The sequence below is a fragment of the Pseudarthrobacter defluvii genome, assembly GCF_030323865.1.
GTDB classification, from domain to species: Bacteria; Actinomycetota; Actinomycetes; order Actinomycetales; family Micrococcaceae; genus Arthrobacter; species Arthrobacter sedimenti.
In genome coordinates this window covers 1,011,569-1,035,652 of the sequence record NZ_CP066362.1, presented here as the reverse complement: position 1 = coordinate 1,035,652, position 24,084 = coordinate 1,011,569, and the positions used below count along the sequence as shown (strand labels likewise).

Annotated in this window: 25 protein-coding genes; 16 read left to right on the top strand and 9 right to left on the bottom strand. The window is 66.0% G+C overall.

Going from position 1 to position 24,084, the window contains the following annotated elements:
* Window positions 1-305 precede the first annotated feature (305 nt).
* Complete coding sequence (locus JCQ34_RS04880; protein ID WP_286402478.1) at window positions 306-983, bottom strand: hypothetical protein; 678 nt, start codon at window positions 981-983, stop codon at window positions 306-308.
* 526 nt (window positions 984-1,509) lie between these two features.
* Here JCQ34_RS04880 and JCQ34_RS04875 point away from each other — a divergent pair.
* Entirely contained in the window at window positions 1,510-2,259 is a 750-nt protein-coding gene (locus tag JCQ34_RS04875) for an SDR family oxidoreductase (RefSeq protein ID WP_286402477.1), read from the top strand.
* Window positions 2,260-2,298: 39 nt separating this feature from the next.
* On the opposite strand, the gene JCQ34_RS04870 is transcribed toward JCQ34_RS04875, so the two are convergent.
* Complete coding sequence (locus JCQ34_RS04870) at window positions 2,299-3,141, bottom strand: hypothetical protein (RefSeq protein WP_286402476.1); 843 nt, start codon at window positions 3,139-3,141, stop codon at window positions 2,299-2,301.
* A gap of 103 nt (window positions 3,142-3,244) precedes the next feature.
* On the opposite strand from JCQ34_RS04870, the gene JCQ34_RS04865 reads away from it, so the two are divergent.
* On the top strand, window positions 3,245-4,174 hold the full coding sequence (locus JCQ34_RS04865; RefSeq protein ID WP_286402474.1) for an NADP-dependent oxidoreductase: 930 nt from the start codon (window positions 3,245-3,247) through the stop codon (window positions 4,172-4,174).
* 101 nt (window positions 4,175-4,275) lie between these two features.
* Window positions 4,276-4,431, top strand: coding sequence for a hypothetical protein (locus JCQ34_RS04860; protein WP_286402472.1), 156 nt, complete (start codon window positions 4,276-4,278; stop codon window positions 4,429-4,431).
* Window positions 4,432-4,439: 8 nt separating this feature from the next.
* Here JCQ34_RS04860 and JCQ34_RS04855 read toward each other — a convergent pair whose 3' ends face one another.
* Window positions 4,440-5,675: an endonuclease/exonuclease/phosphatase family protein gene (locus JCQ34_RS04855; protein WP_286402465.1), complete on the bottom strand. Its 1,236-nt coding sequence runs from the start codon at window positions 5,673-5,675 to the stop codon at window positions 4,440-4,442.
* Between the two features lie 202 nt (window positions 5,676-5,877).
* On the opposite strand from JCQ34_RS04855, the gene JCQ34_RS04850 reads away from it, so the two are divergent.
* Window positions 5,878-6,195, top strand: a complete 318-nt coding sequence (locus JCQ34_RS04850; RefSeq protein ID WP_286402462.1) for a hypothetical protein — start codon at window positions 5,878-5,880, stop codon at window positions 6,193-6,195.
* Between the two features lie 9 nt (window positions 6,196-6,204).
* Window positions 6,205-8,904, top strand: a complete 2,700-nt coding sequence (locus JCQ34_RS04845) for a PEP/pyruvate-binding domain-containing protein (RefSeq protein ID WP_286402459.1) — start codon at window positions 6,205-6,207, stop codon at window positions 8,902-8,904.
* A 330-nt stretch (window positions 8,905-9,234) separates the two neighbouring features.
* Here JCQ34_RS04845 and JCQ34_RS04840 read toward each other — a convergent pair whose 3' ends face one another.
* Entirely contained in the window at window positions 9,235-9,555 is a 321-nt protein-coding gene (locus JCQ34_RS04840) for a GYD domain-containing protein (protein ID WP_286402458.1), read from the bottom strand.
* Window positions 9,556-9,866: 311 nt separating this feature from the next.
* Between JCQ34_RS04840 and JCQ34_RS04835 the strand changes: the two genes are divergently transcribed.
* The 4 genes from JCQ34_RS04835 to JCQ34_RS04820 all read left to right on the top strand — a co-directional run bounded on the left by JCQ34_RS04835 (window position 9,867) and on the right by JCQ34_RS04820 (window position 14,570).
* Window positions 9,867-10,553 (top strand): DUF998 domain-containing protein, encoded by a 687-nt coding sequence (locus JCQ34_RS04835; RefSeq protein WP_286402455.1) that lies wholly within the window; start codon window positions 9,867-9,869, stop codon window positions 10,551-10,553.
* On the top strand, window positions 10,550-13,183 hold the full coding sequence (locus tag JCQ34_RS04830) for a PEP/pyruvate-binding domain-containing protein (protein WP_286402453.1): 2,634 nt from the start codon (window positions 10,550-10,552) through the stop codon (window positions 13,181-13,183). The genes JCQ34_RS04835 and JCQ34_RS04830 overlap by 4 nt, the downstream gene beginning before the upstream one ends.
* Window positions 13,184-13,267: 84 nt before the next feature.
* On the top strand, window positions 13,268-13,936 hold the full coding sequence (locus tag JCQ34_RS04825) for a hypothetical protein (RefSeq protein WP_286402450.1): 669 nt from the start codon (window positions 13,268-13,270) through the stop codon (window positions 13,934-13,936).
* 37 nt (window positions 13,937-13,973) lie between these two features.
* Window positions 13,974-14,570, top strand: a complete 597-nt coding sequence (locus JCQ34_RS04820; protein ID WP_286402447.1) for a TMEM175 family protein — start codon at window positions 13,974-13,976, stop codon at window positions 14,568-14,570.
* A 31-nt stretch (window positions 14,571-14,601) separates the two neighbouring features.
* On the opposite strand, the gene JCQ34_RS04815 is transcribed toward JCQ34_RS04820, so the two are convergent.
* Both JCQ34_RS04815 and JCQ34_RS04810 read right to left on the bottom strand, forming a co-directional pair.
* Window positions 14,602-14,898 carry a hypothetical protein gene (locus JCQ34_RS04815; RefSeq protein WP_286402444.1) on the bottom strand — a complete coding sequence of 99 codons (297 nt, stop codon included), beginning with the start codon at window positions 14,896-14,898 and terminating at the stop codon, window positions 14,602-14,604.
* A gap of 120 nt (window positions 14,899-15,018) precedes the next feature.
* Complete coding sequence (locus tag JCQ34_RS04810; protein WP_286402441.1) at window positions 15,019-15,411, bottom strand: nuclear transport factor 2 family protein; 393 nt, start codon at window positions 15,409-15,411, stop codon at window positions 15,019-15,021.
* A 212-nt stretch (window positions 15,412-15,623) separates the two neighbouring features.
* Between JCQ34_RS04810 and JCQ34_RS04805 the strand changes: the two genes are divergently transcribed.
* Window positions 15,624-16,022 (top strand): YybH family protein, encoded by a 399-nt coding sequence (locus JCQ34_RS04805; protein ID WP_286402438.1) that lies wholly within the window; start codon window positions 15,624-15,626, stop codon window positions 16,020-16,022.
* 43 nt (window positions 16,023-16,065) lie between these two features.
* Here the strand turns inward: JCQ34_RS04805 and JCQ34_RS04800 are convergent, their stop codons facing one another.
* Window positions 16,066-16,332, bottom strand: a complete 267-nt coding sequence (locus tag JCQ34_RS04800) for a hypothetical protein (protein ID WP_286402436.1) — start codon at window positions 16,330-16,332, stop codon at window positions 16,066-16,068.
* An 86-nt stretch (window positions 16,333-16,418) separates the two neighbouring features.
* Between JCQ34_RS04800 and JCQ34_RS04795 the strand changes: the two genes are divergently transcribed.
* From JCQ34_RS04795 to JCQ34_RS04785, 3 genes are all read left to right on the top strand, one after another.
* Window positions 16,419-16,889, top strand: a complete 471-nt coding sequence (locus JCQ34_RS04795) for a hypothetical protein (protein ID WP_286402434.1) — start codon at window positions 16,419-16,421, stop codon at window positions 16,887-16,889.
* Between the two features lie 104 nt (window positions 16,890-16,993).
* On the top strand, window positions 16,994-18,055 hold the full coding sequence (locus JCQ34_RS04790) for a glycerophosphodiester phosphodiesterase family protein (RefSeq protein WP_286402432.1): 1,062 nt from the start codon (window positions 16,994-16,996) through the stop codon (window positions 18,053-18,055).
* A 160-nt stretch (window positions 18,056-18,215) separates the two neighbouring features.
* Window positions 18,216-18,986 carry a YoaK family protein gene (locus JCQ34_RS04785; protein ID WP_286402430.1) on the top strand — a complete coding sequence of 257 codons (771 nt, stop codon included), beginning with the start codon at window positions 18,216-18,218 and terminating at the stop codon, window positions 18,984-18,986.
* A gap of 12 nt (window positions 18,987-18,998) precedes the next feature.
* Here JCQ34_RS04785 and JCQ34_RS04780 read toward each other — a convergent pair whose 3' ends face one another.
* Complete coding sequence (locus tag JCQ34_RS04780) at window positions 18,999-19,856, bottom strand: GmrSD restriction endonuclease domain-containing protein (RefSeq protein ID WP_286402428.1); 858 nt, start codon at window positions 19,854-19,856, stop codon at window positions 18,999-19,001.
* A gap of 196 nt (window positions 19,857-20,052) precedes the next feature.
* Here JCQ34_RS04780 and JCQ34_RS04775 point away from each other — a divergent pair, with 196 nt between their 5' ends.
* Entirely contained in the window at window positions 20,053-20,724 is a 672-nt protein-coding gene (locus JCQ34_RS04775; protein WP_286402426.1) for a hypothetical protein, read from the top strand.
* 129 nt (window positions 20,725-20,853) lie between these two features.
* Here JCQ34_RS04775 and JCQ34_RS04770 read toward each other — a convergent pair whose 3' ends face one another.
* Complete coding sequence (locus tag JCQ34_RS04770; RefSeq protein ID WP_286402424.1) at window positions 20,854-22,914, bottom strand: phosphocholine-specific phospholipase C; 2,061 nt, start codon at window positions 22,912-22,914, stop codon at window positions 20,854-20,856.
* A gap of 226 nt (window positions 22,915-23,140) precedes the next feature.
* On the opposite strand from JCQ34_RS04770, the gene JCQ34_RS04765 reads away from it, so the two are divergent.
* Both JCQ34_RS04765 and JCQ34_RS04760 read left to right on the top strand, forming a co-directional pair.
* On the top strand, window positions 23,141-23,554 hold the full coding sequence (locus JCQ34_RS04765) for a DUF3592 domain-containing protein (protein WP_286402422.1): 414 nt from the start codon (window positions 23,141-23,143) through the stop codon (window positions 23,552-23,554).
* Window positions 23,554-24,021, top strand: a complete 468-nt coding sequence (locus JCQ34_RS04760; protein WP_286402420.1) for a hypothetical protein — start codon at window positions 23,554-23,556, stop codon at window positions 24,019-24,021. The genes JCQ34_RS04765 and JCQ34_RS04760 overlap by 1 nt, the downstream gene beginning before the upstream one ends.
* The last annotated feature ends 63 nt before the right edge of the window (window positions 24,022-24,084 follow it).

Here is a 24,084-nt window from a genome sequence, read left to right as displayed (position 1 = left end):
ACTACTTTCTGTCCCCTTGGTTGAGGCCGGCCTTCCCCTACTGCACGACAGACCCATTCCTTTTCCTCTCGGAAACACTCGTGCGGAGTTTGTCGCAAGATTCGACGCGGCCCGATCAGACCCCTCGGTAGAACCTGGGTCCGATCGCACCTGACAATGCACATGAGGTCAGACGACGGACCGCCTCCCTTATTCCAGAGAAACAAAGCGCCTACCTCTGGCCGGGAGAGGTCTCGTATCCCAGGGGACGGAGGACAGTTTCTGTGGGTCGATTTGTCCAAGACTGTATCCAGCACCGACTAGCATCACTGACATCGTTTACGACTGCCGGCCGGATGCCCGTCAACTATCGTCGCTGTTACGTCATAAGCCACTGAGTCCGTGGGCGGATCGAGCCTCCAGCATCCGTCCGTCACTATGACGCCGACCAACGGGACGTCTTCGCCGCCGCTTTGGACATCCGCTGATCCAGCGTTTTGGTCGGTGCTGGGCCCGGTTCCCAATGGCGTCCTTGTCTCCGCCGCAAGCTGCGTCGCATCTTCCGTAACGAGCGGGACCTCGAGCTGGCCCCTCTTCGTGCGATGCCAGCGCCGCACGAGCTGTTTGCCTCCGGGAAGTACCTTGCTACGCCACAGCTCCTTCGCCTGCGGGATGACGACGTTCTGGGCGAAGGGTATTACAAGATTGTCGACGACAAGATTGGCAATTTCGGCGTATTCCTTGTGACGCAGCTCCTCGGCCTCTTCTTGGCGCCTGAGCCTTGCCTCATGTTCGCGGTTCAGCCACTCGTCGAACTCGCGATCGGCCTCGGGTTCGTTTGCTGGCTCTACAAGCCTAGGATTGCGGTATTGGGTGATAAGGGAACCGTCAGCGTTCCGAGCCCCACCCGAGCTTAAAGAGTCAAGGGGTATGAAATTTCCGTCCTTGTCGTACTGCGCAACGTCAACCAGCACTTGCCGAAACTTGGACTTATCACTACTCATTGCCCCTCCAATGGCTCAGGCTGAGCCTATACCTTGAGGTGGCCGGGGCCTAGCTATTCGCAAATTCATGATGAGTCCGCCTCTGCGTACTTGCCTTAATGTGCCGACTGCTTCCACACCCATAAGAACTGGTGGACAAGTGGAGGTGCCGAGATACTCCGATCAACAAGCTGGAATGCCTTATCGTCCGGAGAGGGAAACCCCGCATTAAGATAGTGGTTCCAGCGCCCAGTAATCCGATGCAGGCAGTTGTGTCTTCCTTATCGGGACGGGACTGACGACGGCTCCTACAGCCGCCGCCACATCGGAAACGATTCCCGCATCCGCTCCACCGTTTCCAGCGACACCTCGACTGCGCGGTCTGCAATGGCTGCCCGTCGCGGCTGGGAAAGCATGCAGGTTGCTTCCAAGGCCATCGACTCACTGACCAACTGATCCGCGCCTGCCGGACTCCGTCCTAAATTACAGCGGCGGCCCGCTTGCCAAAGTGCCTGACTCCTACGGGAACCGGCTTAGGATGTCCTCCATGAGGATTGCCGTTGCAGGGGGAACCGGTACCGTTGGCCGACAAGTTGTGGCCGTCGCCAAGGGGCGAGGGCACCAGGTGGCCAGCCTCAGCCGCAGCGAAGGGGTGGACCTGGTCACCGAGCGCGGCCTGGACCAGGCGCTGCAGAATGTGGAAACGGTCATTGATGTCACCGGCATCCAGACCCTGTCCACCAAAAAAGCCGTGGACTACTTCACCAACGCCACCCAGAACCTGCTGGCGGCGGAGACAAAGGCCGGTGTGAAGCACCATGTGGCGCTGTCCATCGTTGGCATTGACAACGCCAATTCCGGACTATACGCCGGGAAGCTGGCGCAGGAAGCCGAAGTCCGGCACGGCGGCATCCCCTGGAGCATCCTCCGGTCCACCCAGTTCCACGAATTCGTGCCAATGTCCATCAAGACCGCCTCTCTGGGGCCGCTGGTGTTCGTGCCCCAGATGCGCACCCAACCGGTCGCGGCAGAGGAGGTGGCCGCCGCCCTGGTCGACGCGGCTGAAGCGGGGCCGAAGGGACGGCTACCGGACCTCGGTGGCCCGCAGGCTGAACACCTTAAGGATCTGGTCGCGGCCTATCTGGCGAAGACGGGGCAGAAGAAGCGGATTGTCCAGCTGCGCCTCCCCGGCCCCATGGGCAAGGCAATGCGCAACGGTAACCTTATCCCGGCGGCGGGCTCCGCCGTCGGACGCCAAAACTTCCGGGAGTGGCTCGAAGCCACAAGCCCGGCATAGGAGCCAGCCCAGTCTGCACTCGCCCCGCCGGCGGCGCATCTATCCGGCCGGCGCAGCGTCTCCGGCCGGGACAAGCCGGAAAGTGAACCTGGTGTCTGTTCTTTCGAGCGGGCTGAAGCTGATGTCTGCTCCCTTGGTGGGCAGCGACAGAGGAGTCCTGACCGGACGCCCATCGCACGGCACCCGGACCGGGGCCAGGACCTCAGCGCCAGCCGACGTCGCTAAGGACAGCTGGGCAAAGGAGGCTCCCGCGCAGACGAAGTCCAGGTTGTACCGGCCCGGCTCCGCCATAAGCGTGCCCTTAGTGGTTCCGTTTGCAATGTTCGTGCCGCGCAGCTCACCCCGTTCCGGCGGCTGGAGCAGCTGGCCTGACCACTCCGACAAGTCCTCAAGTTCCGAGAGCCTCGGGTCCGGGTTGGGCTGGATCCTGACGCCGGTGGCGGACGGTTTCCCGGTGCGGGGGATGGCGCTGATGGTGACCGGCCCGCCGTCGTGCCTGAAGAACCGGTCCAGCGCGGAACTGCACCTGAATTCGGAAGCCTCCGGGACGCCGTCGTCCCGCACAATGGTGAGCTTGGCACCATAGACCCCCGCGCACGCACCGGTGACCATGTAGTCCCCCGGCGCCAGTACCAGGAACAACTTTCCCACCGGTTCCGCTTCCGATGGCATGCCTGGGTCAGTTGGCGGGGCACCGAGGAGCCGTGCCACCTCCGCCATGTTCTCCTCAAAGGAGCGCTGCTGTGGCGTTACGGTGGCGGTCGGCGACGGCCCACGTTCGTCCGGGCCCGTGTATTCACACCCGGCAAGGACCAATACCGCAACCGCACCTGCAAGAACGGCGCCCCGGCGCCGGCCCGGCTTTCCCCCAAAAGCTGACATGGTCCGAGTCTAGGGCCTGAACCCCTGCCAGGCCCGGCGTGCGATATGCCACTTCCCCGCTCGATCCGGAATAGCCCGGCCAAGCCAACTGGTTGTCGCAGTCATGAAGGCAATCACTTACAGCGAATACGGAAACCCTGACGTCCTCGAGTACGGCGACCAGCCGATGCCTAAGGTCGGGCCCGGGATGGTCCTGGTCAAGGTCAGGGCAGCCGCGGTAAACCCGGTGGACTGGAAGATCATGGCCGGCGGCCTGGACCAGGTGATGGACCTGCAATTCCCCGCAATCCCCGGCTGGGACGTGGCAGGCGTTGTGGAGTCTGTCGGCATCGACTCCCGCCAGTTCCAGCCCGGCGACGAGGTCATCGCCTACGGGCGCAAAGACTACGTCCACGGCGGCAGCTTCGCCGAGTACATCGCGCTGCCGGAGCGCGTGGTGGCCAAGAAGCCCGCCTCACTTGATTGGAACGAATCGGCCGGCCTGCCGCTGGCCGGACTTACTGCCTACCAGGTGCTCAACCGGCTGGGTCTGAAGTCCGGCGAGACCGTGCTGATCCACGGCGGAGCCGGCGGTGTGGGTTCACTGGGCATCCAAATCGCAGTCGCCTTGGGCGCCAAGGTCATCGCCACCGCATCGGAGAAGAACCACGAGTTCCTCCGCTCCCTGGGCGCTGAGCCCGTCACCTACGGAGACGGACTCGCAGACCGCGTACGCGCCCTGCGCCCCGACGGTGTAGAGGTGGTGGCGGACTTCGTGGGCGGAAACCTTGAAGCCACCCTGGCGGTCCTGGCCGACGGCGGCCGGCACGCCTCCATCGCCGACAGCGACGTGGAAGAGCACGGCGGCCAGTGGATGTGGGTCACCCCCGTAGGTTCCGACCTGCAGGAACTGGCCGACCTGGCGGACAGCGGCAAGCTCCGCGTTGAGGTTGCCGAGGTCTTCCCGCTGGACAAGGCCGCCGATGCCTTCCGGTCAAACATGGAGGGCCATACCCGCGGCAAGATCGTGATCTCAGTGGACCAGGACTCCTGACCCGCTAACTGCTTGACCGAAGGCTCCGTCCCCCCGGGGACGGAGCCTTCGCCATGCCCTTCTTTCGTGAGAGGCTGGGAAAAACTCACATGGGGGACACTGTGAATATTGGTTGGATGCTGCTCAACGCGGCAGTTTTGATCGTGCCGATCGCCATCGGCGCCGCGTTCTTGTACTGGATCATTCGGCTGGGCGTGAAGCACGGCCTGCGTTCGTACTACGCGGAGCGCAGCCAGAAGGTCACCATCGACCGCTGAAGCCGGGACTACCCCCGCATCTGCAGGTCCGCCCACACCAGACGGTGGTCGCTGCTGGGGAACGGGTAACCACCGGTCAGCCGTGACAGCGGATCCCCCTGGGACGGCCAGAACACCCCGGCGTCCAGCACTTGCGTCCCCCGTGACGGCAGCACGTAGTCCGTGCGCAGGTTCCCCGGCGCGGAATCCGCGAAGTCCGCCGTGTCGTACCGGGGGTCACCCTTCTGGCCGGCGTTGGCCCCGCCCTGCAGCACCGCCGCTTCCGGTCCGCCGGCGGAGGTGGGCAGCGGGTCAACGATGCGTTTGGAGCCGACGAGCTGCGTGATCGCCGAGTCCACGGAGTCGCCGTCGAACGGGTCCGCGTTCTGGTCCCCCACGATGACGAACGGTTCGCTGGGCCGCAGCCCGCGCTTCTGCCCCTTGTCGTCAACGATGTAGTCCCCCTGGCCCGGTGTGACATAGTCAGCCCAGAAGCGGATTTCGTCGTGGTTGCGGCGGCCGTTCCGGTCCTCGGGGCCGTCGAAGGTGGGCGGCGTGGGGTGCGAGGCCAGAACGTGCACTGTTTTGCCGCCCACCGTCACCGGGACGTCCCAGTGCGACTTGCTGGACAGGCGCACCGCCTCAAGTTCCTCCCTGGAGTACCAGTCGGCCGGCTCCGGTGTGGCCGGGTTGTCCGGCAGCAGTGCCCCGGGCATGTCCTTCCACAGGAAGTTCCGGAACGTCCTGACGCTTTCCGTGTCGATGGGGTGCTTCGAGAGGATGGCCATTCCGTACTGTCCCTCGAAGGCACCGAAGCCAAGGGCATCGTCCCCGCCGCCCACTTTCCCGTCGTTGTTGAGGTCAAAGCCGGACGGAACGCCCGTATTGGACGGTGCCACAAAGGCGTAAGGATAGTCGACCGGAGCGGCACCGTTCTGCCCCTTCGCCAGGTAGTTGCTGCGGAAGAGGTCCACTGCCCTGTTGTCCGGCACGTAGTCGAACTCGTTGAGCAGGATGACATCCGGGTTCGCCCGCTGGATGACCTCGGCCACGGTGCGGGCTTGGGCATTGTCCGGAGTGGAAAGGTCCGTTTCCAGTTCGCCCGCGTGGGCCCGGTTGAGCGACAGGTTGTAGGTTGCCACCCGCAGATCCCCGGCCTGGCCTTTGCCGGGTGCGGCGTGCCCCGGCGCTGCGAGGCCGGCGGTGAGGCTGGCGGCGGCAGCTGCGGCGGTGAAGGCGGCGGTCAGAATGCGTCTGGTGGACATGGTGCTCCTTGGCGGCGGAATAGGGCGGCGCGTTCAACCTAAGCCTCCAAGGTGACCAGCAGGCATCCACCAGCCGAACGGGGACCGGCGGGCGTGAGCCGCGCCGTGGACAGCGCCCAAAGTAGGGCATTTCTCCCCTGTCCCCCACCCGCCGCCGAGGCTAGCCTGACCCGCATCAGTCCACCGCCGTCGAGGAGTTGCCATGGCCGGGTTTGTGCAGATCATCGAATTCACGTCCTCCCGCATCAAGGAGATCGAAGAGCTGGGCCGCCCCTCACGAACCGAGGGAAGCACCGCGCCCACCTTCCGCCGCATCGTCGCCACCGCTGACAGGGACCACCCGGGGCACTACTTCACCATCGTGGACTTCGATTCCTTCGACTCAGCCATGGAGAATTCCGGCCGGCCGGAAACCTCGGAGTTCGCTGCCAAGATGGCCGCACTGTGCGACGGGCCAGTGACCTTCCACAACCTGGACGTCATGTGGGAGGACAACGGAGGAGGCGCGGACAACGGCTAGCAGCAGGACATGACGTCCGTGCGCCCCGAGCCGGACCCCGCCGGCGCCGACCTGATCCTGGACTTCGGCGCGCTGGCGTCTGCCCCGCTGGCAACGGCTGGCGGCAAGGCCCTCAACCTCGGCAAACTCGCCACAGCCGGACTCCCCGTTCCGCCCGGCTTCTGCGTTACCACCGCCGCCTACCGTCTGGCCGCACCGCAGGAGCTGGCTGAGATTGCCGCCCGCCTGGACGGCATTAACGGCTTTGACCAGGAAGAACAGCACGACGACGGAAGCGGACTTCCGGAGGAAGAACGGAACCAGCTCGCACGGTCAGCCCGGGAGACGATGCGGGCAGCCCCGGTACCGCCCGCCGTCGATACCGCCGTCCGCGACGCCTACGCCGCGATGGGCGGCGGACCGGTGGCCGTGCGCTCGTCGGCGACCTCCGAGGACCTCCCGTTCGCCAGCTTCGCCGGGCAGCAGGACTCGTTCATGGACGTCACCGGGGCCGGCGCCGTCGTCCAGGCCGTCCGGAACTGCTGGGCCTCACTCTGGACTGACCGCGCGGTGGCCTACCGCGCAGCCAACCGCATCAGCCAGCGCGAGGTGAGCCTCGCCGTCGTCATTCAACGCATGGTTCCCGCCGCCACGGCGGGCGTGCTATTCACCGCCAACCCCGTCACCGGCACGCGGACCAGGACCGTCATCGATGCCACCTCGGGCCCGGGGCAGGCCGTGGTGTCCGGGGCGGTCAATCCGGACCACTTTGTCCTGGACACGGCGTCCGGGCGGGTCCTGCAGCGGCCGCAGGACGGCGCACCCACCCTGACCGACGTGCAGCTACGGGAGCTGGCATCCCTCGGCAGCGCCGCCCAAAAGCTGCTGGCCGCGCCCCAGGACGTGGAATGGGTCATCGACGGCGGCGGCAAGGCGTGGCTGACCCAGTCGCGGCCTATCACCACCCTGTATCCGCTGCCGGAGGAAGCAACACCCGCACGGGCCGCCGACGGGCAGACCCGCGCCTACCTCTGCGCCACCCTCCTGCAGGGGCTTACCCGCCCCATCACGCCCATGGGCCTGTCCGTCCTGGGCATCATGCGGAACACCAAGGGGCCGTGGAAATACGCGTGCCCGGGACTGCGCCTGTATGTGGACCTGACGCCGGTGATGCGCAACAAGTACGGCCGCCGGTGGCTGCTGCGCATGCTGCCGCTGGCGGACGGCAGGTCTGCGGCGGTCTTTCCCGCATTGCTGGAGGACCCCCGGTTCAGCGTTGTCCGGTCCACTCCCGGCAGGCGGGGCAGAACGCGCCGCGGCGGGACGCCGGCAGCGGCAGGGCAGGCGAAGGCGGTCGCCGGAATCAGCAGCCTGTGGACGATCGTTGCCCTTTTTCCCGCCATGGCCCGGGCAGTTCTGCGGCCGGAAGCGGTACTGCGCCGGGCACGGCGGTACCAGGAACAGTTGGAAACCCTGCTGAAACTGGCAGAACCGGCCACGCCCGAGCAGCGGCTGCAGCACGCGGAGGGCGTCCTGGGCAGTACGGTTGACGGGATCATCGAGTCCTCCCTGCCGGGTCCGTCCGCCGGGTACGTGATGCTGGCCGCCGCCCGCAGGCTGCTGCGCGGGATCGCCAAGCCGCGCGAGCTGGAGGCAGTGCTGCGCGGGCTGCCGCACAACGTGACCACCGAGATGGACCTGGAACTGTGGCGCCTGGCCGTGGCGGTTAGCGAGGACGCGGACGCCCGGCACGTGTTCACGGAGCTGCGGCCGCACGAGCTCGCGGCGCGTTACCGGGCGGGCACCCTCCCCCGGGTTGCCCAGGAGAGCCTGCACGGGTTCCTGGGCAGGTACGGCCACCGCGCCGTCGCGGAGATCGACCTCGGCATGCCCCGGTGGGCGGAGGAACCGGACCACCTGCTGGGCATGGTGTCGAACTACCTCCGCGTGCAGGACCCGGAGCAGGCACCGGACCGCCAGTTCGCCCGCGCCGCCGCCCACGCCGATGAGCGCGTCCGCGAACTGGTGGGCAAGGCCACGGCCCGGAGCCGGCTGCGGGGGCAGCTGCTGGCGCTGAGCCTGCGCCGCGTACGGCAGCTCTCCGGGCTGCGGGAACTGCCCAAGTTCTACATCGTGCTGGTGATGGCCGAGATGCACCGGCAGCTCGACGCCATCGGCGCCGAGCTGGCGAAGGCCGGCTCCATCGCCGCCGCCGGCGACGTCTTCTTCCTGGACTTCGACGAACTGCGCGTGGCCCTTCGCGGGGCGGACCTCCGGAAGCTGGTGGCGGAGCGCCGCCGGATGTACGGCGTCGAGCTGCGGCGCCGCCACGTCCCGCGCCTTTTGCTCTCGGACGGCACCGACGTGGAGGCTGCCGCGGCGGCCCGGACCGCCGCGCTTTCCCAGGCTGCCGCCGTCGACCGCCTCACGGGGACGCCGGCGTCGGCCGGCACCGCCACAGGCAAGGCCCGGGTGATCCTGGATCCCGTGGGCGCCCACGTGGAACCGGGGGAAATCCTGGTGGCCCCCTCCACCGATCCGGGCTGGACCCCCTTGTTCATGACGGCAGGAGCGTTGGTCATGGAGATGGGCGGTGTCATTTCCCACGGTGCGGTGGTGGCGCGGGAGTACGGGATCCCCGCCGTGGTGGGCGTCGCCGACGCCACCACTCAGCTGCGCGACGGCCAGGTGGTGACAGTGGACGGGGCCACCGGCACTGTGACGTGGTGACGCCGCGCTGGGTAGCAATAAACTCCCGGAACCTCCCGCCAGGACGGGACTTAAGCCCTGTTTCGACCGGCCGGTCCGGTCCTAGACTTAAAGCGCCTGCAGGTAACCATCAGATGACGCCGGGTTGTTCAGGACATGGGAATGTCCGAGCCTTCTCTTAGCGAGATCGCGAAGGTACCTGCAGGTTTTGTGTGTCCTGGAATCCGTTCGCGAAAAGCCTGCCGGCACCGGGACTTAGGCCCTTGCGGCGTGCTGCAAGCCATCCCGCGGAGCCGGCAGCCCGCCGTCGTAATTTCCGACGGCGGGACGTGCCTCAGGCGCCTGACCGCCCTACTGCCCCGGCGCCCGGTAGGACGGCGTCTTCTTCACCGCTTCGTCGAGGTCCTCCACTGTGAGGAGCGGCTTCAGCCGGACGTTGACGTTTCCGGTCGAGTTGATGAGCAGCGACAGTGCTGCCGCACTCGCATCATCGGGCGCCTCGAAAACGCCCAGCACGTCGTAGTACCCAAAGGCGTAATAGAAGCTCTCCAGCGTTCCACCCACGGATTTCAGCGCCTCCGACAGGGCATCGCGCCGGGCGGTGCCGCCTTCCCGCATGAGCCCCTGGATGCCCTGTCCCAGGTACGTCGCTTCAAACATATACTTCGGCATGGCCTTTCCCTTCCGGCATCTCCACTGCGGCGCTGCACCCGCGAAATGTGAATGCTTGACGCCGTTAACGCGGACCGTATGCCCCGGCTCAGGGGCAGTCAATGCACCGGCATACCCAATAGCAGAAGTGGGGCAGGGCGCCCCACGTACGGAGGTTCAACTCTCGGAAAGGACAGTGGCCGCCTGGGCCGTTCGGCCCTAGCAACGGGCCGGGGCCGGGACGACGCTGGAACAGGTAGGCGTCGGGGCTTTCGCCCGCGTGCCCTGCGCTGATCCGCTTTCCTGAGCGCGGGCTCAAAGGACTTCCGATCATGTCTGTTGCAGGAGGACGGCTCCCCCGCCGCCGTCGGGCGCCGGCGCTCGAAGGCCAACACAGTGACGCGCTGCGCACCGGCCTCCTCGCCGCCGGGCCGCTGTCCTCGGTGCTCTATGTGGTGTTCACCGACGGCATCGCGGCATCCCAGTGGGCAGGGTACCGCCGCAGCGAACAGATGGTGAGCGAACTCTTCGCCGTCGGCTCCCCCGGCTACAGCGTCACGGCCCCGTTCACCTGGCTCTACACGGTGGTGTTCACGGCCTTCGGCGTGGGCGCCTGGATCTCGGTCCGCGGCAAGCGCGCCCTCCGCATCGGCGCCGGACTGCTGATCGCCTACGGGCTGTGGAACATCATGGGCGCCATCTTCCCGCTCCGGATCGGTGACGACACCTCCATCCCCATGCACATCGTGGTCACCAACATCCAGCTCGCCCTCATGGTCGCCGCCATGTGCTTCGTCGCGGCAGGGTTCCACGGCCGGATGCGCGTCTACTCCATCGTCTCGCTCGCCGCCTCCGCGCTCCTGGGCATAATCGCGTTCATGGCCGCCCCGGGACCGAACCTGGTACTCGGTATCAGCGAGCGCATCAGCATCGGGGCATTTCTGCTGTGGGTGGCAGCCCTCGCGTTCGTGCTGTGGAAGCGGACGACGGCGGCGGCCGGCAAGGCGGGAGCGTCATGACCTACGTCAAAGGTCTGGGCGACGTGCAGCGCGGCGACATCGCCACCGCCGGCGGCAAGGCGGTGGGCCTGGGCGGCCTCATCCAGGCCGGGCTTCCGGTCCCGCCGGGGTTCGTCCTCACCACGGACGCCTACTCGGCTTTCGTCACGGAGAACAATCTGGGGCAGGCCATCCAGGAGCTGGCCGACCTCCCGTCCGACGCCTCACCGGAGGACTATGAGCACGCCTCCGCGCTGATCCGGACCCTGTTTAGCAAAGGCGTCATGCCCTCGGCCATCGAAGTCGAACTGAAGGACGCCTACCAACTCCTCGGCGGTGGAAACACGGCGGTGTCCGTCCGCTCCTCCGCCACCGCCGAGGACCTCACCTCCGCCAGCTTCGCCGGCCAGCAGGAAACCTTCCTGAACGTCCGCGGACTCGAAGCGCTGGGCACGGCCGTGATCAACTGCTGGGCCTCGCTTTGGACGGCGCGCGCCATGTCCTACCGTGCCCGCGAAGGGGTGCTGCCGGACCAGGTGCGCCTCGCCGTCGTGGTCCAGCAAATGGTGGAGGCCCAGGCAGCCGGGGTGATGTTCACCGCCAACCCCGCGAACGGCCGACGCGACCAGACGGTGATCAGCGCCGCCTGGGGCCTGGGTGAGGCCGTGGTCAGCGGGGCAGTCACCACGGATGACATCACTGTGGACACCAACGCAGGCAAAGTCCTCACCCGGCAGACGGCCGACAAGGAACTCATGACCGTCCTGACGGAGAACGGAACGGCGGAGCATAAGGTGCCGGAAGCCCGCCGTCGTGCGCCTGTCCTGGACGATGCCCTTGCAGCCGAGCTTGCCGGCTACGGGCAAAGGATTGCCGGCCACTTCGGCGCGCCGCAGGACATCGAATGGGCGCGTGCGGACGGCCAGTTCTTCCTGCTCCAGTCCCGGCCCATCACGGCGCTGCCCGAACCCGCCGCGGACGTCCCCACGGAATGGCCGGTCCCCTACCCCAAGGGCCTCTACTTCCGGGCGAGCATCGTGGAGCAGATGCCTGAGCCACTCTCCCCGCTCTTCGCAGACCTCATCGACGGCTCGGTGTCCCGCTCCATCTCCGCCCTGATGAACGACGCACTGGGCCAGCACTCCCTGCGCGAGGGCGACGTCCGCTTCCCCACCGTCAACGGGTATGCCTATTACTACTACCGCACCTGGCCCATGCTGAGGATGACGGCCCGGACGATCCCTGCGATGCGCGCACTGTTCGGCGGCGAGGCGCACATGGGCATCAATGGCTGGCGCGACTATTCGCATCCACGCTACGAACGGATCATCAAGGACTGGTCCGTGAAACCGCGCACGGAGCTTCCCGGCGGGCAGCTGCTTGCCGGCATGCAGGCCCTCCTGGACGCCGGCACCGTCTACTACACCGCGGTGCAGTCCGTCATCCCGATGGCCGACATGAGCGAACTCGCCTTCCGCGGCTTCTACAGGACCGTCCGGCGGGAGGGCGATCCCCCGGCCCAGGAGTTCCTCTTGGGCTTCGACAGCGAACCGATCCGGGCGGAGAAGTCGCTGTACGACCTGGCAGGGTGGGCGCGCAGCGATCCCTCGCTGGTGAAGGCTTTGCTGGAAAGTACGACGGCGGAACTCGCCAAGTGCCTGCGCACCGGTTCCGCCCCGGCCGGGGTGGAGGACGCCATCTGGCAGGAATGGCGGATCACCTTCCAGGAGCATCTGGCCCGTTACGGCCACGCGGTCTACAACCTGGATTTCGCCAGCCCGGTTCCCGCCGACGACCCGACCGCGCAGCTGGAGACGGTGAAGTTCTACCTCCGCGGGCAGGGCACCGACCCGCACGAGCGGCAGCGGCAGCTGACCGAACGCCGGGAGTCGCTCACCCGCGAGGTGGCCGGCCGGCTGGGTCCGCGGCGGCGGGCACTGTTCTTCCGTCTGCTGAAGTGGGCGCAGGAGACGGCGCCCGCCCGCGAGGACGCGCTGGCCGACGTCGGACTTGCCTGGCCGTTGCTGCGGCGGATGCTGCTGGAGCTGGGGCGGCGGCTGGTTGCCTCAGGCGTTCTTGCCAAGGCGGACGACGTGTTCTGGCTGCGCTTTTCCGAGCTGCAAAGCGCGGTGGACTTCGGGCTGGCAGAACCGGAAGCCGGCGTGGCCCTTGCCGGCGCGCCCCGTCCGGTCCGTGCTGCCGCCGTGGAGGAACGCAGGATGCTGTGGCGCGGGCAGGCGAAGGCCGCCGCCCCGCAGATGCTTCCGCAGAAGGCGTGGATGGAGAAGGCGTTCGGTTCGATGATGCCGGGGGGCCCGCAGCAGCAGGCCGGCGACGTGATCAAGGGGACCGGCGCGAGCGCCGGCCGGGTGACCGCGCCGGCCCGGGTCCTGCGGGGGCCGGAGGACTTCGGCCGGATGCAGCCCGGCGAGGTGCTGGTGGCCCGCATGACCACCCCCGCATGGACGCCCCTATTCGCGATGGCGTCCGGTGTGGTGACGGATGTGGGAGGTCCGCTCAGCCACAGTTCCATCGTGGCCCGCGAGTACGGCATCCCCTCGGTCCTGGGAACGGGGGTCGCGACGCAGCGGCTGGCCGACGGCCCAAAGGTGACCGTGGACGGCGATGCAGGGACGGTCACTGTCATTTGATGCCCCTGCTGGCGGTGCCGGCGGGCGTTACGGAATTCCTCCTGCCGCGCAATCCGAATCCTGATTCTGAGGGGAGAAGCTGCAATGACGCATAGGACGAACAGGCGTGTATGGCTGGCAGCGGGGGCGGCCGCCTGTTGCACGGCCGCCTACCTCTCGATGGTGCGGCCTCGCCTGCTCCGCTGGGGCGCGACGGCCGATGAAGTGCAGGGGCCCTACCCAGGCGCGGATCTGATTCCTGACAGCACCCGAAGCGCCACCATGGCCGTGACCATCGAAGCGCCGCCTTCCCAAGTGTGGCCCTGGCTGGTGCAGATGGGCACCGACCGCGCGGGCTGGTACAGCTGGGACCGTCTGGACAACTTTGGGCGGCGCAGCGCCGAGGCCCTTCATCCCGAGTGGCAGGACGTTGCCCTCGGCCAGCATCTGGCGGCAAAGCCGGATGGCAGCGAGTGGTGGGAAGTCGCGGCCCTTGAACCGGAGCGGTTCCTGGGCCTCCGCATGTCCCTTGATCTGCGCGGGCGTCCCTTCGATCCGGCGGGAACGCGGCCACGTTTTTACACCGATTCGCTCTGGGGTTTCGAGTTGCGCAGCGTGCCGCATGCGGCCACCCGGCTGGTGGTCAGCGGCTACTGGGCGCTTGAGCCCAAATGGCTTCAGCCCATCATGAGCGTGGCCGTCCTGGAACCCTCACACTGGGTGATGCAGACCCGTCAGTTCTCGAACCTCAAGCGGCTCGCAACCCTTCCCTGACGTCCCGGCCAAAGGACTTTGAGGGCAGAATATTCGGGTGAACAAGAACCGGCTCGAGGCCTTCAGTGACGGCGTACTCGCGATCATCATCACCATCATGGTGCTGGAACTGCACACGCCGGAGGAACCCACGTGGGCCGGCGTCGCCGCCATCCTGCCCACACTCTTCACCTACCTCCTGAGCTTCGTGTACGTGGGGATCTACTGGAACAACCACCACCACATGATCCACCTCGCCAGCAGGGTGAACGGGGCCATCCTCTGGGCCAACCTGCACTTGCTGTTCTGGCTGTCCCTGTTCCCGTTCACCACGCGGTGGATGGATGAATCCGGCTTCCAGCAGGTCCCCGTGCTGCTGTACGGGATCAACCTGCTGTGCGCCGCGATCGCGTACTTCATCCTGGAAGGGCGGCTGATCGCAGTTCAGGGCCGGGACGGCGCCCTCGCCCGGGCAGTCGGGAAGGACTGGAAGGGCAAGGCCTCGCCGCTGATCTACCTCCTGGGCATCGCCCTCACCTTCGTCCAGCCGCTGCTTGGAGTCGCCGCATTCACCGTCGTGGCGCTCATCTGGCTGGTGCCGGACCGGCGGGTGGAACAGTTCGTTGTCAGGGCCCATGAGGAGAGCGCCGGCTAGGGTCACAACAACCGGGAGGTCTTGAGGGTTCTCAGGTCCCGGCGTTGGACGTGAAGTAGTTGTGCACGTCGCAGTAGGTCATCTTTGGTGGTGCGGCGAATCCCAGTTCCATACTCAGCGGCCCCATCGTGTTCCGGGCGAAAGCATCGAACTGCTCGCGGCTTTCCCATACATCTGTCACCTGGAAGCCGTTATCGGTTGCTGTGGCCCAGTGGGAAATAGATCCCTCCGGGCCAGGGCCTCCCGGGGTCAGCCCCATTCTCTTATTGATCTCGTCATATTGTTCGAGCGTTGAACCATCGAACTCCATGATGATTGCTACCGCCATGATCGCTCCTCGTGTTCCTAGGTGTTCGATTCCCGCGAAGAAAGATTCGCTTGGCCCGCGGGCGCGGCCGAGAGGAAATGGCCCCTGCATTGCCCCTTTGTGGGCAGAACCGATGGGCATTCAGGACCAGAAATCAGAAACCAAGGTGGTTTCCTCCTGCATTTCCGTGCCCTCGGTGACCTTTCCGTCGGCGATGCTGAACACGATGACCTGGCGCTGGTCCATGGTCTTGCCGTCGCGCTCCGCATGCGAAAACTGGACGCCAACCGTGTAACGGTCACCCGCTGCCACGTCCTCCACCGTGACCCGCATCGAACCGTTGGAGCGTGTAAAAAGTTCGCCGAAATAGGACAGGATCGCCTCCCGGCCCTTCTTGTCACCGGACAACGGACCTGTGCCGCCCACATGCCAAACCGCATCTTCAGCAAACAGATCCCTGAGCGTATTCATGTCCCCTGCACTGAATGCTTCATAGCCCCGCCGAACAAGTGCGGCGTTCTCCCGTGCTCCCATTTTGGGTACCCCGATCCTCCTCGCTGGATGCTTGCGAGGAAACAGTAGGCCCGGGCTGGGGACCAGTCGAGGGGGTGCAGCCCCCGACGTTGCCCCCACTTTTTGGCCGGGCCGTACCTAGCAGCGGGAGCGGGGTTTCTCGAACTGAAAGCCCCCGCGCGTAGGGACTTTCCGCCCTTTCCGGGCCCACACCACGCGGGTAGCTTGACGCCATGAGTGACCGCGATGACTTCCTTCAGTGGGTCAGGACCACCCTGCATGACGCGGAAGTTGCCCTGCACAACGGCGACGCCAACCCCCGGCGCGCCCTTTGGTCGCACACGGAGCCGGTGAGCATTCTGGGAGCGCTGCGCAATGCCTACGGGCTGGAAGAAGTGGAGCAGACCTTCCGGTTCCTGGAAGACAGATTCTCCAACTGCTCATCATGGGAGCTGGAGCTGCAGGCGTGCGACGTTATCGGAGACATGGCCTACACCGCAGGTATCGAGCGCATCTCCTTCCACCGGAACGGCATGCCCACCAACCTCACCCTCCGGGCTACCCAGGTTTACCGGCGCGAAGACGGCCAGTGGAAGGTGGCCCACCGGCACGCCGACACAGTTGGGGTGTGACCACTTCGCCAATAGGGGCTCCGGGATCGGGCAGCTGCTCCGGCTACTCCCCCATGCCGGGGTGCACGGGAACAAAGTCCACTCTGGTGCCCGGGTTGGTCCGGCTTGCCGGAGCCCGGTTGAAACCCTTCGCGTCGAGGCCGTTTTTGGCACGGAACTCGGCGAGCGCAGCGTCGTAGGCGTTGTTGAGGGCCTGGCCTGAAAACTCGCTGGTGCTGCCATCGTTGAAAGCGATCCGGATGCGGACGCTGGCCGGGTAGTGCCGGTTCATGCGGATAAAGCCGTCGGCGTCCTGCTGGAGGGTGATCACGGAATCCTGCTTTCGTTCGTGGGGGCAGACTCAAGTTTGCCGCAACTGCCTTGAAAACCCCTTGGCTGCCATTGCCATACTGTGCCATGGGGATGACACGGCGTGGAACATGGCTGCGGTACGGACTGCTTTCGGTCCTGCTGATCGGGATCCACCTGGTCATCGCGTGGTACTTTTCCGAGGGCGTCTACCAAGGCGGCGCGAACGTCCCACTCCGTAGATTCCCGGAGGACGTCGACGTCTTCTTCGTCCTGACTTTCACGCCCACCTTTATCGGGCTCAAGTTCCTGTGGTACGACTCCGCAGTGCGGTCCTTCACCAAGGGCTACAGGCCGCCCGCGGTGATGGTGGTCTTCATCGCCGGCTACGTGGTGGCCCTTGCAATTGACATTGCGTGCCTCGTCGCGGCCTCGAAACCCATTGCAGACTCAGGGCTCGCGGTTTTTGGCTCGATTCTCCAATCGCCGTTTGTACTCATCCTGGCCGGAGCGGTCGTCGCAGGTTTGGCGCTGAACAAGGACTTTCCCCCGGAGACGCAGCCGGGCACGCCCCGTTAACCTCCCCTCCAACTCGCCGCACCCATCGCGCAACCTGCCCTCCCTAGCGTGGACGGGTCACCCGGCCTACCCGCCGGCCCCGCACCCCCTTTGGAGGAACACCCATGCGCCACGTCCTGACTGCCGCGGCAGCCGCCGCCCTCATCGCTTCCATGGCAAGTCCCGCGGTCGCCGCCGACGGCACCCAGGCCGGCACGCCGTCGTCGAACGCTGCCGGAACCGCCACCTCGGCCATCAAAACCAACGAGCGCAACGGCTCCTTCGACCTGCAGAGCCACCGCGGCGGCCGCGGCCAGTGGACAGAGGAGTCGCTGGCCGCGTTCGGCAACTCCCTGGCCCTGGGCGTCACCACCCTGGAACTGGACACCCACCTGACCCAGGACGGCAAGGTGGTGGTCTGGCACGACGACACCATCCAGGCCAACAAGTGCATCGACACCGCCCCTGCCACCGCCGGCGACCCCGAATTCCCCTACGTGGGCCGCCGCGTGGCCGACCTGTCCCTGGCCCAGCTGAAGACACTCAACTGCGGCTTCAAGCAGCTGCCCGGCTTCCCGGAGCAGGACGTCATCGAGGGCAACCGGATCGCCGAACTCAAGGACGTCTACCAGCTGGCCCGCGACCGCAAGGCGGAAAAGGTCCGCTTCAACGTCGAAACCAAGGTCAACGACAGCGAGATCGGCGGCGCCGGCATGGAGTCGCTCACCCGCGCCGTCGTAGCGGAGATCGAGTCCTCAGGTATGGCCGACCGCACCACCCTGCAGTCCTTCGACTGGTCCTCGCTGAACCTGACCAAGCAGATCGCGCCGGACCTGACGCTCGTTGCGCTGTCCAGCGGCGATGCCTGGATGGGTGTGGGCAAGCCGGGTGCCAGCCCCAACCTGGGCGGCATCGACATCGACGACTACGACGGTTCCCTTCCCAAGGCGGCAGCCGCCCAGGGGTACGACGTCGTCTCCCCCACGTTCAGTTCGGTCACCCCCACGATGATCGCCGAGGCCCACGAACTGGGCCTGGCCGTCATCCCGTGGACCGTGAACACCACCGCCGACATGACGCGGCTGATGGACATGGGCGTGGACGGGATCATCACCGACTACCCCACCCGCCTGCGCACCGTCATGGAGGGACGTGGCCTGAAGCTGCCGAAGGCGTACCAGGGCTGAGCCCTTTCCCCCTTATTTTTGGGCACACGGCCGACGGCGGCACTCAACGTGGGTGCCGCCGTCGGCCGTTCCGCCAGTCAGCCGGGCAGGGACGAGAGGATACTGGAATCGGCTCCACCGCCAGCAACGATCGTTTCCGGGACTGCCGAAAGGTATGCACATGCCCGCCCGTTTCCTCCCCGCCCATCCGCCCAAACTGCACCTGGTGCTCATGCTGGCGCTGACCTTCTCCACCGGGGTGCTGGACGCGGTGGGCTATCTGGGCCTGGACCGGGTGTTCACGGCGAACATGACCGGCAATGTGGTGATCCTGGGCATGGCGCTGATGGGCGGGGACAACCTTCCGGTCCTCGGACCCATCGTGGCCCTGGCCGGGTTCATGACCGGTGCCGTGATCTCCGGGCGGGTCCTGCGGCCCAGCACCTCGGGCTGGAACCACCGCACCACGGTCCTGCTGGTCGGAGTCAGTGCGGTGATGGCTGTCGTGGCCATCCTGCTCCTCAGCGGTGTTAACCCCAGGAGCAGCGAGGCGCTGACCGTCGCCATCACCGGCACGCTGGCGGTGGCCATGGGCCTGCAGGCCGCCACCGCCCGGCACCTCAACGTCAGGGACGTCCCCACCGTGGTGGTCACCTCCACCATCACCGGCCTGGCCGCGGATTCACGCCTGGGTGCCGGCACCCACCCGTTCTGGGGCCGGCGGCTCGCGGCCATCGGACTCATCATGGCCGGCGCGGCAGTGGGCGCCGGTTTCGTGCAGCTTCATCTTGGGCTTGGGGTGCTGCTGACCGCGCTGCTCACCCTTGGCGTCGCCCTGCTGGGCATGAGCGCCACGAAGAGGCATTCGCTCCGGCACTCCCAGGAGACGGCGACGCCGGCACCCGGGGCGGGCGGCGCCGTCGTAAGCCCTGATCCACAGGCCGAACGGTAGGGCGCCGGCCGCTCAGCCCTCGCAGGCCACCCCGTCGCCGTCGCCGTCCAACCCCGGGCGGTACCCCGGCGAACCCGAGTAGAGCGGGGCTGCTCCCGCAGCCACGGCCTCGGCGCAGTTGGCATAGTAGATGGCGGTGGAAGCGGAGGCGGGCGCGATGGTGGTCGGGGCCGGCTGGCCGGGGCAGGTGGCGAGGATGCCGGCGATGGCGTCGTGCTCAGCCTGCGTCACCCACAGGCTGTACCGGGCCTTCACGGAGACTTGCCGTGCCACGTACTCGCAGCGGAAGGCCTTGGACGGTGGCAGCCAGGTGGCGGCGTCGCCGTCGCCCTTCTGCTGGTTGGTGGGCCCGTCCGTGGCCTGCAGGTTCAGCGGGTCGTTGGCGAACGCCGTCCGCTGCTCCGTGGTCAGCTGCTGGGCGCCCTTCTGCCAGGCGTCGCTGAGCGCCACCACGTGGTCGATCTGCACGGCGCTGCTGGTGGTGGTGCCGCGGACGAAGTCGATGACGGTGCCCGTGTAGGGATCCGCGAGCACGCCGGTCTTGACTGTGCAGGGGACGCTGTTGACGTAGGTGATGTCCGTCAGGTCCCGGTTGAGGATGTCGTTGCGGGTGTCGCAGCCGTTCTGGTCCACGTCTGCCCACGTTGGCCCGAACAGCGACCGCTCATACCCCGTCTTGGGCGCGCGGCCCTTCACCGGAAGGGTTTCCAGCAGGTCAGCCGCCTGGACTGTTGCCGTGGTGGTGCTGTCCGCTGCGACCGCCGGCAGGCTTGCGCCGAAGAGGGCCAGTAAGGCGGAGAGGACGACGGCGGCAGTCCAGCGGGTGCCGGACGCGGGCGTGGTCCTGGGCAAGGACGTGTGGCTGGACATGCAGTTTCCCCCGGGTTATGCACGAAAAGTTAGGGGCGTCAGCCCCCCATACCTGCTGACGCCAGAGAAAAGCCTAGCGGCGGCAAATCGCCCACATTGCCGGTTTTACCGGAACTGGGCCAATCCTTCCCGACTCCTGCGCGAATCCTGTGGCTGTCGACAATTAAGGCGCGATGTCGGCCTAGATAATGGGCAAGTGGTCACCATATACAAAGTTCTTCACACCGTCCTGTTTTATGCAGGCTTTTTAGCAATACTTGTGCTCGCCATAGTTATCGGCCACTTCGGCCGGAAAGATTTAGAGTTCGTAATCTTTGCAGTTGCCCTGGCGCCGTATCTGGCGCTGATGGTTGTTGAATCAATGGTGAACCGCAGGAACAAGCGCATCGGGCTCCTGCGTGAGCAGGCATCAGCGGCTGCCGCCAATCTCCCAGGAAAATTGCACAGCTTGCAGGCTTCTGCGGCCTACCACCACGACGCCCACACGGTCTGGTCCTTGATTCGCCCGGCTGAAAGTGCCACGTTCCTGTCAGATGTACAGCGTGCATTTACTGTTCCGGGCACACCTCAGGGTGTAGGCGAGCAACAATGCTTCATCGGGCGGGACGGTTCGGTATCCATTGTTGAAGTCATAGGTGAGGAAAGCCCGCGGTGGGCGACAACGCGCCCTATCACAGAGGACACCTATAACCGGCGATACACGTACCGGCTGGAACCGACAACGACCGGATGCACCCTCACAGTAGGGGTCATTATGGAACTTCCGCCGAATGCAGCTTTCGCCGCTGACCCTAACGAATGGTGGGAAAGCCATTCGCGCATTTACTTGGACCGAATTCACGAAGTCCTTTCAGGCCGCAAAAATTGACCCCAACCGTTGCCTGCTCCGGTAGAAGCACGAGCAGCGGCACCCAAGCCGGGTGCCCCCGTCGTAAGCCCTGTTACCGGTTAGGGGCGGAACAGGTTTTCGAAGGTGCCGGAGGTTGTAGTGGCCGGGTTATCGGCCGAGCTGGGGGTCGCTGGTCAGCGGCGCGCCGTTTTCGAGGCGGCCGGCCAGGACACGGACGAGCTTGGTTTCAGCGGCGGAGGTGACGGTGAGGTCGTACCAGCCGCCCGGCGTCGGGATGACGATGGTCTTTGCCTGTCCGGGATTGAGGGAAAGCGTCTGGGAACCCGAGCCGTACGCGTCCTTCAGCGTGAGGTTGGCACCGGCGGTGCCGGCGTTCTCGATCCGGAACTGTGCGTGCGGAGCCTTGCCGTCAGCGGTGACGGACACGCGGATGTCCGCGGCCGCCGTCGTCCCAGCAAGCCGGCGGAACCACCCAGCCGGGCCGTGCATCTGCACGTCGTACTCGGCACCCAGCGCCCACGAAGCATCCAGTGAGGCACCTGCGCCGATGGTGTAGGAGTACGGACCGGCCGGGAGCAGGTTCGACCGGACCTGCACGTGTGCGCCCAGCGTGCCCCGGTTTACCCACTTGCCGGTGAGCTGGCCTGAGGTGATTTTGGTTTCGAGGTCCAGGGCGTAGCCCAGCGGGCGGGAGGGGCGGGTGCCCTTCTCCTGGGCGGGCATCGAATTCGTGGCGGGGGGCGTCGGGATGTAGCTCGGGTGGCGTTCGCGGTCGGCCGGCTTATAGGCCGTGGTGTCCGGCAGGGCAGGTGCTGCTCCCTCGGCCTTGGAGAAGTCGAACGCACTGGTGAGGTCCCCGCTGACCGCCCGGCGCCACGGAGTGATGTTCGGTGACGCCACCCCGAACCGCGCTTCCAGGAACCGGACAATCGAGGTGTGGTCGAAGGTCTCGGAGCAGACCCAGCCGCCCATGCTCCACGGGGAAAGGACGATCATAGGCACGCGCACGCCCAGGCCGAAGTGACCGGGGACGTCCTTGTCGCCGAAGTACGTGGGGCTGCCGTCGTACCATTCACCGGCAGTGGAGACCGTGGAGGCGCCGGGTATCTGCGGGGTGTTGGGGTGCGGGGGGACGATGTGGTCGAAGAAGCCGTCATTTTCGTCGTACATGAACAGGACGGCCGTCTTGCTCCACACCTCGGGTGAGGAGGTGAGGATGTCAAGGATGTTGGCCGCGTACCAGGCGCCAAAGTTCGGCGGCCAGTTTGAATGCTCGGAGTAGGCCTCGGGGGCCACGATGTAGGAGACCTGGGGAAGGTTGCCAGACTTTACGTCCTGGCGGAGGATGCTGAAGAGGTCATCGCCGGCCTTGGCGTTGGTACCGGTCCGCGCCTTCTCATACAGCGGGCTTCCGGGTTTCGCGTCCTGGTACTGCTTGAAGTACAGGAGCGAGTTGTCCCCGTAATTGCCGATGTACGCGTCCTTGGTCCAGCCTTCGTAGTGTGCCGGGTCAAGGCCTTCCCCGACGTCCTGGTAGACCTTCCAGCTCACCCCGGCCTTCTCAAGCTCCTCGGGGTAGGTGCTCCACCAGTAGCCCTTCTCGCTGTTCCAGAGGTCCGGGCCGCCGCCCTTGCGGTCCGGGTCGTCGCCGCCGGTGAACATGAAGTACCGGTTCGGGTCGGTCGGGCCCAGGACGGAGCAGTGGTACTGGTCGCAGACCGTGAAGGCGTCAGCGAGGGCGAAGTGGAAGGGAATGTCCTGGCGTCCGTAGAACGCCATGGTGGCGTCCGTCTTTTCCGGGAGCCACTTGTCGTACTTTCCGTCATTAAAGGCCTCCTGCGTGAGTTTCCACGAGTGGTCCAGGTCCTCCATGAACTGCATGCCCAGGTTGGGCGCGTCCGGGTGGAACGGCGTAACCTCCCGCGTGGCGTTCGCCTGGTGGAAGGCGTCCTTGCCCGAGGGCAAGAGGGCAGGATGCGGGTCCGAGAATCCCCGCACGCCCTTCAGCGTGCCGAAGTAGTGGTCAAAGGCACGGTTCTCCTGCATGAAGATCACCACGTGCTCAATGTCCTTGATGGACCCGGTGGCGCGGTTGGCCGGGATTTCCGCCGCCCGTGCAATGCTCTGGCCCAGCATCTGTGACATAGCGGTACCGGCGGCCCCGGCGGCGGAAAATTGGAGAAAACGACGGCGGTTGAGACCTGCCATGAGGACGCTCCTAATGCGTTGGCTTTTGATGTCCCCCGCCGGAGACTCTGCCAGCGCACGGTTACACCTCCATGTACCCGGGCTGAACAATAAGCAGCCTTCCGGGCACGGGCGGGATTTCGCTTCGCCGCACTGGACTTGGGGCAGAATGGCCGGTGTGAGCACACCGGGAGCACCCATAATGAGACCAGCGAAAAGACGCAGAGGCCGCCTTGGCACTTTGGCGGTGGTCCTGATCGTATTGCTCGTCGGTCCCGGCCTGATGGTGGCGGGGACCGTCATGATCGATGCTGATGCCGAACTGGCCCGGACCGGGGTGCAGAGCGCCGGCACCGTCACGGACTTCAATGACACCCAGCGCGCCTCCAACCGGGACATCAAAGTCCGCTACACCTCCTTGGACGGGATTGAGCACGTTGTGTCGGCAAGCGTCGACCACGACCAGCACCCGACGGTCGGCGACTCCGTCACCGTGGCCTATGACAGCCAGCAGCCATCCCGCGCCGTGGTGCTGGGCTTTGAAAGCGGCGGAGTAACCCTGCGCGGAGTTGGAACGGTCCTGACCCTCGTGGCGACAGGCATAGGGCTGATCGCCATCGTCACCAGGGTGTCCAGAAAACGCAGGACAGGACGCAGCTGATGTCACAAGCAGGAAGGGACTGGATGCAGGCGTACGGAATGCCGCCCCAAAAGCCCAAGGTGTGGCCGTGGGTTATGGGCGGAGCGGCGATCGTGGTGCTCTGCATTGGCATCATGGTGGTATCGCTGATGCCGATGGTCAACGGAGGTCCGGGCCGTGAAACGGCACGGATCGAGGAGATGGTCTCCATCGCGGATGGTATCCCCACCGGAGACGGCTGGGAGGTGACTGCGGCAAGCGATCCGAAGAACGATCCCGGATGTGTCCCGCTGGAGAACCCCTGCCACAGCCTGGACAGAACCTGGTCCACCCCGGTGCCGGTCACCGTGGACGACCTGCGTGCTTCGACCGGCTTCAGCCTCAAGACGTTCGCCAACCCGGACTGTGCCTTCGGGACAGTGCATGAGAACCTGGACATCTCACTCTGCGTCCGCTCCTATGAAGTGGTCCTCCGCATGCACGACTAGCCACCTTTTCGTGCTGCTCCTGCCCGGTTCAGGAGACCCCGACGGCGGCACCCAGCCCGGGTG